Below are 12,315 nucleotides of genomic sequence, written 5' to 3' on the forward strand. Positions count from 1 at the left end.
GCCCGAAGCTCCACAATTGTCTTTCCATTCCCGATGGAATTCCTGGATCTGTTGAAGGGCAACAAGCCAAACGCATAACAAGGACTGGACCCATTCCCGAGAAACACCGCGGCGTCATCGATCTCAGGGTCAGGATCCCGAGCGATCTGTTTCACGCCTTCGACCCGTCCCCGATGGTCGGACGCGATCTTGATGACGAGGTGGAAGCCTACATTGTCGAAAGCGCGCTGGAACTGCCGGAAAATGCCTATCGCCTGGCAATCCACATCGGCGAGCCGGAAGCAGATACGGATAACAAGGAGACGATTGCGGCGGCCGTGCGGTCCTATTTCGCGTACCGGAGTGAAGTTCAGGCCCGTCGTCTCAGACTGCTGCTCCGCGACGGCCGGCAAGCGCTGGCGATGGGCCTGGGTTTCCTCATCCTGTGCTGGGGGCTCGGGTTCCTAGCCACCGAAGCGGTTGCCGAACCCTTTGGCGACTTCCTGCGAGAGGGCCTGCTCATCATTGGCTGGGTGGCCAACTGGCGACCGGCGGAGATTTTTCTCTACGACTGGCGGCCGATGAAGCGGCAAGGCGCAATCCTCGACGCCCTTGCGAACATGGACATTCATTTCCGTATTGACCGGCAGAATCCTGCACCAGGCCAAGGCGGTCAATGAAACTGGCCCGCGTGCCGGTCAGCAGGTTTTCGGCCCATTCCATCACAGTGCAAACGGGTGATCGGCGCCAGTTACTATGATCTTTTTAGGTGCCACACTTCGCCACGCGCGCTAATTTCAGGTGCTCAGGAAGGGTCACGACAAGCGAACACGCTGTTTCCTTCCGAGATGCACATGGACTTGAGATCGATGGCCGTTGCCCCCTGTTTGATCCCTTCAGCGAGTGATCTGCGGCCATCGATTTTTTGGCCGTGAGGATCGAGCGACCTGCAATGGTTCAGCGGTTCAAGCGCACAGTTGCTGCGTCCTCAGGCACGCGCTGCTGGCTGCCAGACAGCTACGCCTGAGGCAGTCCGTGATGGCTTACGCTTCGAACACGGCCAGGGTGGGGCTTCGCCCGGCTGCAGAATTGGCGCCGCTGCTTGTTGCACTTGCCTTGCTCACCGGCTGCGGCGAGCCTGTTTCCTCGATAGAAGTGGCCGAGGAGACACTCGAAACTCCCGCCGACCCGTCGATGTCGAACGATGATCTGATCCGGCACCAGGCACCGGTACGCGCGGCAAATCGATGTCTGGCCCTCATCGAAGCGATCTCGGAGCAGACAGGCGGCGAGGTCGTGGCGGCGTTGAAGGCCCAGGGCATCGAGCAGCCCGGCAGCGAAATCCGGCCGCTGGCGCTGCAAAAAGCGACCGAGGCGGAGCGCGCTTCACCCTTGTCCGAGACGCAAATCAACGCGATCATCGAGGACAGCCGCATCCGGATCGACACGGCCGGACAAGCAGCAGCACTGGCCCCGGAAATCAAGCGATGTGTGGAGGACCTGACGCCGATACCCGAAGCCTTGGAGCAGTGATCGATGGCCGGTGGGCAATTACCTGTTGGAACGAGCTATCCGAACGTGGACTTGCCCCGAAAAGTGGAGAAGCATTGTCTCAGTTGACGACCCTTCGTTCGAACTGGGCTGAGCTGAGAAAGTCGAGCAACGGATCGATGATCGCCTCACGCTATGGTTCCGGAACATGAGCCATACTGATGGAGGTGAAAGTCGGCGCATAAATGAAGTTCCTTGACACCGTCACCCGTTCCGCCGTGCGGGCGGCGCAGACCTGTTCGATGGCTCCCCCGAGATGAACATCGGAATGAAGAGCTTCGATCATCGCATACCTTGGCCCAACAAGGCATTGAGCCGCCACGCAGATACCTGCCGCATGCCTTCAGCTTCTATGAGTGAAGCTTCTGCCTCGATAGCCTCGCGTTCGGCATCAAGCACCGCAAGCGTCGGCACGGCACCCACTTGCGCTTCAAGGCGCTTGCCGCGCAAGGCCTCGGCAGCAGATTCATGGCGCAGGCGCGATGCCTCAACCATACGTCCCGCGGTCTGCAAGCCGGTCCAGCCATCGATCACCATTCCGTCAAGGGTAAGGCGCGCCTGCCGCTCGCGCGCCTCCGCACCAGTGAGATCGGCATCTGCGGCCCGCGTTTCTGCAGCCACGCGGCCGCCGGCAAACAGTGTCCAGCGCCCGCGAACACCAACCGAGACGCTGTCCGCGCGGTAGTTCGGGAAAAACTGGTCGCGGACGTGGGCAGCCTCGGCATATGCTCCAACCATCGGCATTCCTTCCGCCTTGGCCGCGCGCACCCCGGCGCGTGCGACGGATACGCCCTGCTCGGCCTGTTTCAGTGCAAGGTTGTCAGATCGAGCAATGGCGAGAGCTTCGTCCAGCGAAGCAGGCACCTGTGGCAAAGGAGGAAGGCCAGCAAGCGCCACCGGTGCCTTGCCCGTCAACCGTTCAAAGGCAGCCTCGGCGGAGGTGCGCAGCCCTGTGGCCTTCGCGAGTCCTGCTTCTGCCTCCGCCCGACGAGCGCGGGCCTGGGCAACGTCTGAACTTGCGATTTCGCCTACACGATAGCGCAATCCGGCCTGACGCTCCACTTCGCGCAATTCATCGGCAAACAGGGTGAATCGCGCTTCAAGCTTGCGCGCGGAAAGTACCTGCACATAGGTGCTGACGGCCAGAACCACTGTCTGGTGCCGCGCGTGCTGCGCCCCAAGCCTGGCGATTTCGGCCCCGCCCCGCGCCTGCGCGATAGCCGAGGCGATACGCCCGCCCGCGTACAGGGGCATCTCAGCGGTCGCCTGCACCGCGAGCGGTGTCACATCATCGGCCGTGATCCCGAAAAAGCCACCGTTATCGATCCTGCCGTACCCGACGCTTCCTTCCACGCGTATAAGTGGATTGCTCTCGGCCCGGGCACGATCGAGCCGGGCTTTCGCCGCCGCTTCACCGGCATTGGCTTCAGCAAGCGTGGGGGCGTTTGCCAAAGCATCGGTGATAGCGGCGGCGAGGTCCTGGGCTTGGACTGGGAGGGCAGCCAAAGCGCATGACAGAGTTGCAAGCGGAAGAATCAGGCGGCGCATGGAACGGCTCGCTTCAGTTGAATGTGGCGCCGGGCTTAACGCCCAGTTTCTTGAAGATCATTGCGGCCGGGCAAAACCCGGTGAAGCTCGCCTGGAGCATATTGAGCCCAGCAAAGATCGTGAGGCCGATCCAGTACGGATGGACATAGAACGACAGCAACACACTGACGAGAACGACAAGCCCGGCAAAACGCAGGACAGCGGTATCAAGCGTCATGGTACATCTCCTCACTTGAAACGAAGCTTGCGGATGCCCAGCGCGTGCATCGCCAGCTTTTCGTAGAACGGCTCACTTGTCCCGCGCCGGACTTTGTGCAGGAAGTACTTCTCGAAGCCGATCTTGGCGAGGTGGACCCACTTGCCGCTTGCCGACCAGTTGAGGTTGCGCGGCGGGATCTGCGGCTGAGCAACGAAGGCTACCCCGCCATCGCCGAAGTCGGCCAGGCAGACCGCATTCCATGTTGCTTCCTCGGCGGGTTCCTTGCCGTCCAGTTCAAGCTTGAGATTGGCCGCAATTGCAGTGACCATGGATTCGATCATGAACCCAGTCTTGGGCACGCCCACAGGCACAGGGGTCGGTCCGATTGGCGGGATCGCAACGCAGACCCCCAGCGAATAGACGTTCTTGAAGGTCGGGTTGCGCTGGTGCTTGTCGGCGAGAATGAACCCGCGTGGATTTGTCAGTCCCTCAATCCCGTGGACTGCTGTGACGCCCCGAAATGCGGGCAAAATCATCGAATAGCCGAACGGAAGATCATGAGCCGACTTGACCGAACCGTCGTCGGCCACTTCCTCGACATGCATCGTGCCCTCCTTCACCTTGGTGATGCGGGCATTGGTGATCCACTTGATGTGCCGGTTGCGCAATTCGCTCTCGAGCAGGCCCTTAGTGTCGCCAACCCCATCGAGGCCCAGATGGCCGATGTAAGGTTCCGGACTGATATAGGTCATTGGCACGCGGTCACGGATCTTGCGACGCCGGAGTTCGGTATCGAGGATCAGCGCGAATTCGTAGGCCGGGCCATAGCATGAGGCACCTTGCGCGGCGCCCACCACGATCGGCCCCGGATTCTCGCAAAAGCGGTCGAAGGCATCGGCTGCATGAGACGCATGGTCAGTCCGGCAGACTGACTGGGTGAAGCCGTCAGGGCCGAGCCCTTCCACCTCATCGAAAGCAAGCTCCGGGCCGGTTGCGATTACAAGATAATCGTAGGCAAGCGAGGTGCCGTCGTTGAGCTCGACTCGGCTTTCCTGCGGGTGGACTCGCTTTGCCCCTACGGCGGTGAAACCGATGCCCTTCTTCTTCATGATCGGGGGCAGATGAACCTTGATAGCATCGGGTTCGCGCCAGCGCACTGCCACCCACGGATTGCTGGGCACGAACCAATAGTCCTCCTGATCATTGATCACCGTGACCTCCGCCTTGCCCTTTGCGGCATCGCGAATTTCATAGGCAGCAATTGTGCCGCCGAGGCCTGCGCCTAGGATTATGATCTGGGGCAATGACATATCGGTTCTCCCGCAATCTTGTCTGACGCCGCAGTTCCTCAGGAAATCTGTCGAAGCGCGCGTCGACACTCTGTATCGTGCTTGACTTATATAAGACGTTTCCGATATGAGCAAGGGGTAAAGTTTGCACAGGACCGCCGGAAGGTGGTCACCTGAGGAAAGGACGAGCAGATGGTTTTTGGGTTTGGCAAAGCAAAGCATCCCGAACTGACCGCGCAGGAACTCGATGCAATGCTGGCGAAGGATGCGGCAGTCGTCGTTGATGTGCGTGAGGTTGATGAGTTTGCAGCGGGGCACATTCCCGGCGCGATCAACATGCCGCTATCCACGTTTCAGCCTTCGAAGCTGCCGGACACTGCCGGAAAGAAGATGGTGCTCACCTGCTTGGGCGGCAAGCGTTCGGGCATGGCGCTCGACAAATGCGGCGTGGCTCAGGCCGCGGTCGACACGCACCTCGCGGGCGGCTTCGGTGCTTGGCAATCGGCTGGCCTGCCGGTTGAACGATAAGTCGATCGAACGATAAATAAAATGCGTCAGCAAGGGAAATGACGATGCGGGGATACCTTCTGGCCTTGACCGCGCTGAGCACGGTGGCTCTCAGTCTGCCACTCGCTGGTTGCAGCAGTGGCGAAGAAACTGCGCAGACGGCAAAGGCCCTTGCGGGGCCCCGCCTTGTCCTTGCCGCCAGTGACACCGTGAACTGGCAGGACGTGAGCGCAGAGATCGCCACGGTCGATCAGGCGCAGGTTCTGGCCCGCATTCCCGGCATTTTGACCACCCTGACAGTCAGGGAAGGCGACATGGTCGCTAAAGGTCAGGTCATAGGGCGCATCGTCGATAGCCAGCTCGGCTACCAAGCCGGTGCCTTTGGCGCTCAGGTTGCCGCCGCGCAGGCGCAGGCCGCACAAGCGCAAGGCGAACTGTCGCGCGTTCGCTTTCTCTATCAGAACGGCGTTTATGCCAAAGCCAGGCTTGAACAGGCAGAGGCCGCGGCCGCAGCAGCCAATGCCCAGATCCGTGCCGCTCAGGCTCAACAGTCGGCTGTCGGGGCTGTAGCAGGGCAAGGCGCCGTTACCGCGCCGGCCAGTGGCCGCGTGCTCAGGGCCGATGTCCCGGCCGGCTCCCCGGTTGCGCCCGGCATGGCGATCGCGGTGATCACCGCTGGCCCCACGATTGTCCGCCTCGAGATGCCTGAATCGCTGGCCGACAAGGTCCACGCCGGATCGCGTGTGACCGCAAGCAGTATCGGCAGCGGCTCGGGCACTGGCACGGTGATCAAGCTCTATCCCTCGGTCACTGCGGGACAGGTAACGGTTGATGTCGACATACCGGGTATCGACAATCGCCTGATCGGTCGCCGCGTTGCCGCCAAGGTCGAGACAGGTGCGCGCAAAGCGCTGCTGGTCCCGGCAAGCTACGTCACCAATCGCTACGGCATCGATTACGTTACCCTCCTCGCCAAGGACGGTTCGGCAGCGCAGGTGCCTGTCCAGACCGCCGCTTCGCCTGAGCCGGGCAAGGTCGAAATCCTGTCAGGAGCAAACGCCGGTGATACGCTGATCGGGACGGCCAAGTGAATCTGGGCATATCGGGCAAGCTCACCCGGGCGACGATCATGTCGCCCCTCACGCCGTTGTTTCTGCTGGCGGCCATTCTCGTCGGCCTGCTGGCGACGATCACGATTCCGCGTGAGGAAGAACCGCAGATCAAGGTGCCGATGGTCGACATCATGGTCCAGGCACCGGGTCTGTCGGCGCGCGAAGCGGTCGAACTGGTGGCCAAGCCGCTCGAGACGATCGTCAAGAGCGTCGATGGCGTCGAACATGTCTACACACAGGCGCAGGATAATGGCGCGCTGGTGACCGCACGCTTCCTTGTCGGGTCAAACCCCGAAGACGCCGCGATCCGCATCAACGAAAAGATCGAGGCGAACAAGGACCGGATTCCCGTCGGCATCCCCGCGCCGCAAGTGACGGTGCGCGGCATCAATGACGTGCCGATCGTGGTCCTGACCCTGACCCCCAAACCGGGCGCAGCAGGCGTGTGGAACGATCAGGCGCTGGCCGAACTGGCGGGCAAGCTCAGGACCGAGATCGCCAAGGTCGATGACGTCGGCCTGACATTTATCACGGGCGGCCAGCACATGGCGCTTCGCGTGGTGCCTGATCCGGCCAAGCTCGCGCTCTACCGCGTTCCGCTGGGCAATTTGATCGAGGCCGTGAGCCAGGCCAATCGCGCCTTCCCGGCTGGAACCGTGCGCGAAGGGGGACAGGCTGCGCTGGTTGTCGCCGGCCAGACACTGCGCGATGCGCAAGAGCTTTCAAGCCTGACCGTGCGCTCCGCCAGCGGCGCGCCGGTGCTCCTGTCGGATGTCGCAAAGGTCGAGCAGGCTCCGACCCAGAACCAGGCCCGCGCCTGGCGCTGGGCAAAGGATGATAAAAATGGCTGGAGCATGGGGCCAGCAGTCAGCCTCGCCGTGGCGAAGCGCGCCGGGGCCAATGCAGTTACGGTGTCCGAAGGTGTCGTTGAGCGCGTGGAAAGGCTCAAGGAAACGCTGATTCCGGCGGGCGTCGAAGTGTCCGTCACGCGCAACTATGGCGAAAGCGCCAACGAAAAGGCGAACGAACTCATATTCCACCTGGCGCTGGCGACGGTCTCGATCGTGGTTCTGATCGGCTTCGCCATCGGCTGGCGCGAGGCGGGCGTCACCGCCATCGTCATTCCGACCACGATCATGCTCACGATGTTCGCCTCGAACGTCATGGGCTTCACCATCAACCGGGTGAGCCTGTTCGCGCTGATCTTCTCGATTGGTATCCTCGTCGATGACGCGATCGTGATGATCGAGAACATCGCCCGGCACTGGGCCATGGACGATGGCCGCAGCCGCATCGACGGGGCGGTCGATGCCGTGGCCGAAGTCGGCAACCCGACGATCATTGCCACGCTGACAGTGGTTGCCGCGCTGCTGCCGATGCTGTTCGTGTCGGGCCTGATGGGCCCCTACATGGCGCCGATCCCGATCAACGCCTCGGCGGCGATGATCTTTTCCTTCTTCGTTGCGGTTATCATCGCGCCGTGGTTGATGATCCGCTTCGCCCGCAAGACACTGGCAACAGATGGGCATGGCGGACACGACGCTCACGGCGGCAAGCTGGGTGCGCTTTACAAGCGGTACGCCAGCAAGGTCATTGCCACGCCGCAGAGCGCCAAACGCTTCCTGATCATTGTCGGCGTCGCGACGCTGGTCGCCTGCTCGATGTTCTACTTCAAGGCGGTAACGGTGAAGCTGCTGCCGTTTGACAACAAGAGCGAGGTTCAGCTCGTCGCCGACTTGCCCGAGGGCGCCAGCCTCGAGATGACTTCGCGCGTGCTGGAACAGGCTGCCGCCGTGGCGCGGACCGTGCCCGAGGTCACCTCGATGGAAGCCTATGCGGGAACGTCTGCGCCGTTCAATTTCAACGGACTAGTGCGCCACTATTTCCTGCGTAATGCGCCTGAAATGGGCGATCTGATGATCACCCTGCTTCCCAAGGGTGACCGCTCGCGGTCCAGCCACGAAGTCGCTGTGGACCTGCGCGAGAAGCTGAAGGCGATCCCCCTGCCCGCCGGCGGATCGCTCAAGGTGGTCGAAACCCCGCCGGGACCGCCGGTGCTGGCGACGCTGCTGGCGGAGATCTATGGCCCGGACGAAGCCACCCGCCAGAAAACCGCTGTGCAAGTCGAGGCGATCTTCAGGTCGGTGCCCTACATCGTCGACGTCGATAACAGCTTCGGACAGCCGCGCCCTACACTCAAGTTGGTCCCTGATCGGGCGAAGCTTGACCATTATGGCCTTTCCGAACGCCAGTTGTTCGACAGCATCGGCGCACTGCTCGGTGGTCAAGTCGTCGGCTATGCACCGCGCGGGAATGAACGCGATCCGCTGCCGATCGAGCTTGGCCTCGACCAGTCGCAGCGCAGCTGGTCCGCTTCGCTGGCCGCCACGCCCGTCGCCGCCACGCCCACCGGTCAACTGGTGGCTTTGGGCGAACTGGTCACCGCGAAAATGGAGCCGGGCGGACAAGCCATTTTCCGCCGCGATGGTCGCGGGGCAACGATGGTCACCGCTGAACTCGCCGGTCGCTATGAGGCACCGATCTACGGCATGCTGGCAGTCGACAAGGCGATCGACGACTTCAACTGGAAAGCCCACGGATTGGAGAAGCCAACCGTCATCCTGAACGGCCAGCCCGAGGACGAGAGCAAGACCTCGTTGCTGTGGGACGGCGAATGGGAGATCACCTGGGTCACGTTCCGCGATATGGGCGGAGCCTTCATGGTGGCGCTGCTCGGGATCTATGTGCTGGTCGTCGGCCAGTTTCGCAGCTTCACCATCCCCTTGGTGATCCTCACCCCGATCCCACTGACACTGGTGGGCATCGTGCTTGGACATATCCTGTTCCAGGCACCTTTTACCGCAACCTCGATGATCGGGTTCATCGCCTTGGCCGGCATCATTGTGCGAAATTCGATCCTGTTGGTCGATTTCATCGGCCATTCACGCAGCCCGGACAAGAGCTTGCGGGAAACCTTGCTGGAAGCCGGTATGATCCGCTTCAAGCCGATTGTCCTCACCGCAGCAGCGGCGATGATTGGCGCGGCGGTGATCCTGACCGACCCAATCTTCCAGGGGCTGGCGATCTCGCTGCTGTTCGGCCTCGCCTCCTCGACCTTGCTGACTGTGCTCGTTATTCCAGCAATCTACATAGTCTTGCGCGACGATGGTCGCCCGTATCCGGAACTTGAGACATGAAGCCGACTGATCTTTCTGAACTCAAGGCCAACGCCGCGATCATGGCGGGGCGCCTCAAGTTGATGAGTCACCCCGAACGTCTGCTGATGCTCTGCCGGATGGATGAAGGAGAAGCGTCGGTAACCGAGCTAGTGGAACTGGCCGGACTTTCGCAGTCCTCGGTCTCACAGCATTTGGCGATGCTGCGTGAGGAAGGCGTGGTCAGCATCCGCGGCGAGGCGCAGACCCGGTTCTACAGCCTCAAGGACCCGATTGTCCGTGGGGTCATCCATTCGCTGTGCGAGCTTTGCAACGAGCCAGGCAAATGACACCAGTCCGCCATTGGGAAAAATAGGCATGCCCGATCCAATCTTGATCATCTGCCCGACTTGCTCAACCACCAACCGGGTGCCGCATGAGCGATTGGGCGCGGGCGGCAAGTGTGGGCGATGTGGCAGTGCACTATTCGATGCCCATCCTGTCACGCTCGGCGCGGTCAATTTCGAGGCCCATCTGAACAAGAGCGGCATACCACTGCTGGTTGACTTCTGGGCGAGCTGGTGCGGCCCCTGCCGCCAGATGGCGCCCGCGTTCGAAGCGGCGGCCTCTCAGCTTGAGCCTTATGTCCGGCTAGGCAAGGTCGACACCGAAGCCGAACAGGCAATCGCCGCGCGCTATGCCGTACGTTCGATTCCAACCTTGATCCTGTTCAGGGGCGGCAAGGAACTGGCACGTCAATCCGGCGCGATGCCAGCAGGTTCAATCGTCAGTTGGGCCCGGCAAGCGCTCAATTCCTGATCTGCGGTCAGGTCCCCATTTGCTCTTCGACGGTAACACCATCGCGGATGTTGTAGAGGCGCCGAAAGGTCGGGATGATCTTCTCATCGTGGGTCACGACGATGATCGCAGTATCGAACTGGCGGGCCATGGCGTTGAGCAGATCGACGACCGCAAGCGCGCGTACGCTATCGAGCGGCGCGGTCGGCTCGTCGGCCAGAATAACCGGCGGGCGGTTGACGAGCGCGCGGGCAATTGAAACCCGCTGCTGCTCTCCCCCGGAAAGCTGCGACGGCATGGCCGCCGCCCGGTGCCCGACGTCGAGGGCATCAAGCAGATCGCGTGCTTCCTTGCGGGCGACGGCGTTGGGTTTGCCCGCCAGCATCGGCAGGAGCGCGACATTATCGGTCACGTCGAGAAACGGGATCAGAAAGGGCGCCTGGAAGATGAACCCGATCAGATCACGGCGAAGAGCACGCAAGTCGCGCACTTTCCAGCCATCGTCGTAGATCACCGTGTCGCCGATGGTCATGCGGCCCGAACTGGGTTCGATCACGGCGCCAAGGCACTTGAGCAGCGTGCTCTTGCCCGAACCCGATGGCCCGATCAGCCCCACGACTTCGCCCTTGGCGACAGCCATGTTCACCCCGCGCAGAGCGTGGACCGCAGTGTCACCGCTACCATAGGTCTTGACCAGGTTTTCGATGCGGATGCCTTCAGCCACCGATCGCCTCCGCAGGGTCGACTTTGATCGCCGCTTGGATGGCCAGAAGGCTCGCTAGCGTACAGATGCCCATGACCAGGGTCGTGCGGCTGAGCGGAACAGGAAAGTGTCGTAAGGGTCGATATTTCTTTTCAAAAGTCCCATTCGGAATTAGGTTGGCGTAGCGGCCTGAGACCGCCGTTGGCGACGGCGTCGGGCACGGAGAAGTCGTAGCGCCCGAGGAAATTGATGTGACGCCAGGATATCGGCGAAAGTCGGGCGATATCGGCGGGCAACGCGGGTGTCCCTGCATCCCCGAGTTGGCGCACGGCTTCCTGCATGTAGACGGCGTTCCAGTGGACGATGGCGTTGAGGGCGAGACCAAGGACGCCAAGCTGCTCACCTTGGCCTTGGCGCAGAGGGCTTCTGATTTCGCCGCGGTCGCCGTGATGGACGCGCCGCCCGAGCTTGTGGCGCAACTCCTGCCGGTTGAGCTGAAACAATATCCGACGCCGGAATGGTCGGTCGTCGATGTAGCGCAGGATGTGCAGCGTCTTGATGATGCGCCCGAGTTCGGACAGGGCCTTGGCCAGCGTCGTCGGGCGGTCTTTGACCTGCAGCATGCGCATGACGCCTGCGGCCTTGAGGTGACCAAGCTTGAGCGATCCGGCCAGGCGGATCAGGTCCGGCCAGTTTTCCCGGATCAGAGCGATGTTGATCCTGCCCCAGGCGAGCGCATCGAATTGTCCGTAAGTCGCCTGGCGGTCGATCCGCCAGAGCTTCGCGCCGCCGATGTCCGCCAGACGCGGACTGAAACGGTAACCCAGGAGCCAGAACAGGCCGAAAATGGCGTCGGAATAGGCGGCGGTGTCGGTCATAATTTCCAGAGGTTCGAGCTCGGTTTCCTGCTCCAGCAGGAGAGCCAGGACGACCAGGCTGTCGCGCAAGGTGCCGGGGATGACCGCGCCGCCCAGACCGCTGAACTGATCGGAGATCATGTTGTACCAGGTGACGCCGCGCTCCTGGCCATAATATTTGGGGTTGGGACCGGCGTGTATGGCGCTCGACGGAGCGACAAAACGCATGCCGTCGGCGCTGGCCACCTCGCCGGCGCCCCAATGTTGGACGATATCCAGACGACTGTGCGCGGCAACGATCGCGGCGTTCGCCGCGGCGATGGTTTCGGGGCGAATGAAATTCTGACTGACCCAGGAAAGCCGGTCGCGCCGCAGCGCCGCAAATTCCGGGCGGACCACCGGCTCAAGGCCGATGTTGCAGGCACCGCCGACCAGGACCGCGCACAGGCTTGTTTCGAAATGCTCGACGGTGGCCTGACGCTCGCTCAGATGGCTAAAGGATTTGGCAAATCCGGTTCGCGCCATGACTTCAAGAAAGATGTCCGGCATGCCCGCTTTCGGCATGCGGGTCTGGATGGCGGCGCGAAGCGCACGCAGGCTCTCGGGTTCATCGAGCT

Annotated in this window: 12 protein-coding genes; 7 read left to right on the plus strand and 5 right to left on the minus strand. The window is 61.9% G+C overall.

Annotated features, from left to right (window positions below; genetic code table 11):
* Together SX1_RS23195 and SX1_RS20615 are read left to right on the plus strand one after the other, a co-directional pair.
* On the plus strand, window positions 1-659 hold a 659-nt coding region (locus tag SX1_RS23195; RefSeq protein ID WP_255209814.1), incomplete at its 5' end, for a hypothetical protein.
* Between the two features lie 358 nt (window positions 660-1,017).
* Window positions 1,018-1,512 carry a hypothetical protein gene (locus SX1_RS20615; RefSeq protein WP_026150006.1) on the plus strand — a complete coding sequence of 165 codons (495 nt, stop codon included), beginning with the start codon at window positions 1,018-1,020 and terminating at the stop codon, window positions 1,510-1,512.
* A gap of 300 nt (window positions 1,513-1,812) precedes the next feature.
* On the opposite strand, the gene SX1_RS20620 is transcribed toward SX1_RS20615, so the two are convergent.
* From SX1_RS20620 to SX1_RS20630, 3 genes are read right to left on the minus strand one after another with little or no spacing between them, the layout of a single operon-like run.
* A complete protein-coding gene (locus tag SX1_RS20620) occupies window positions 1,813-3,078 on the minus strand; it encodes a TolC family protein (protein WP_019054609.1) in 1,266 nt (421 codons plus the stop codon).
* Between the two features lie 13 nt (window positions 3,079-3,091).
* Window positions 3,092-3,295 carry a YgaP family membrane protein gene (locus tag SX1_RS20625; protein WP_019054610.1) on the minus strand — a complete coding sequence of 68 codons (204 nt, stop codon included), beginning with the start codon at window positions 3,293-3,295 and terminating at the stop codon, window positions 3,092-3,094.
* Between the two features lie 11 nt (window positions 3,296-3,306).
* On the minus strand, window positions 3,307-4,656 hold the full coding sequence (locus tag SX1_RS20630; RefSeq protein ID WP_502685155.1) for an NAD(P)/FAD-dependent oxidoreductase: 1,350 nt from the start codon (window positions 4,654-4,656) through the stop codon (window positions 3,307-3,309).
* A gap of 102 nt (window positions 4,657-4,758) precedes the next feature.
* Here SX1_RS20630 and SX1_RS20635 point away from each other — a divergent pair, with 102 nt between their 5' ends.
* From SX1_RS20635 to trxC, 5 genes are read left to right on the plus strand one after another with little or no spacing between them, the layout of a single operon-like run.
* Window positions 4,759-5,094, plus strand: coding sequence for a rhodanese-like domain-containing protein (locus SX1_RS20635; RefSeq protein ID WP_019054612.1), 336 nt, complete (start codon window positions 4,759-4,761; stop codon window positions 5,092-5,094).
* A gap of 44 nt (window positions 5,095-5,138) precedes the next feature.
* The gene (locus SX1_RS20640) at window positions 5,139-6,164 is read left to right on the plus strand and encodes an efflux RND transporter periplasmic adaptor subunit (RefSeq protein WP_255209815.1); all 1,026 of its coding nucleotides are present in this window, start codon (window positions 5,139-5,141) and stop codon (window positions 6,162-6,164) included.
* Window positions 6,161-9,382, plus strand: a complete 3,222-nt coding sequence (locus SX1_RS20645; RefSeq protein WP_019054614.1) for an efflux RND transporter permease subunit — start codon at window positions 6,161-6,163, stop codon at window positions 9,380-9,382. Before SX1_RS20640 ends, SX1_RS20645 begins: the two co-directional genes overlap by 4 nt.
* A complete protein-coding gene (locus SX1_RS20650) occupies window positions 9,379-9,690 on the plus strand; it encodes an ArsR/SmtB family transcription factor (RefSeq protein WP_019054615.1) in 312 nt (103 codons plus the stop codon). The genes SX1_RS20645 and SX1_RS20650 overlap by 4 nt, the downstream gene beginning before the upstream one ends.
* Window positions 9,691-9,718: 28 nt before the next feature.
* Window positions 9,719-10,159 carry a thioredoxin TrxC gene (trxC, locus tag SX1_RS20655; RefSeq protein ID WP_019054616.1) on the plus strand — a complete coding sequence of 147 codons (441 nt, stop codon included), beginning with the start codon at window positions 9,719-9,721 and terminating at the stop codon, window positions 10,157-10,159.
* A gap of 7 nt (window positions 10,160-10,166) precedes the next feature.
* Here the strand turns inward: trxC and SX1_RS20660 are convergent, their stop codons facing one another.
* Both SX1_RS20660 and SX1_RS20665 read right to left on the minus strand, forming a co-directional pair.
* On the minus strand, window positions 10,167-10,862 hold the full coding sequence (locus SX1_RS20660; protein WP_019054617.1) for an ABC transporter ATP-binding protein: 696 nt from the start codon (window positions 10,860-10,862) through the stop codon (window positions 10,167-10,169).
* A 131-nt stretch (window positions 10,863-10,993) separates the two neighbouring features.
* The coding region (locus tag SX1_RS20665) for a Tn3 family transposase (protein WP_019054618.1) at window positions 10,994-12,315 on the minus strand (1,322 nt) is incomplete at its 5' end.

Origin of the sequence: Sphingobium xenophagum NBRC 107872 (assembly GCF_000367345.1) — a bacterium.
Taxonomy (GTDB): Bacteria; Pseudomonadota; Alphaproteobacteria; order Sphingomonadales; family Sphingomonadaceae; genus Sphingobium; species Sphingobium xenophagum.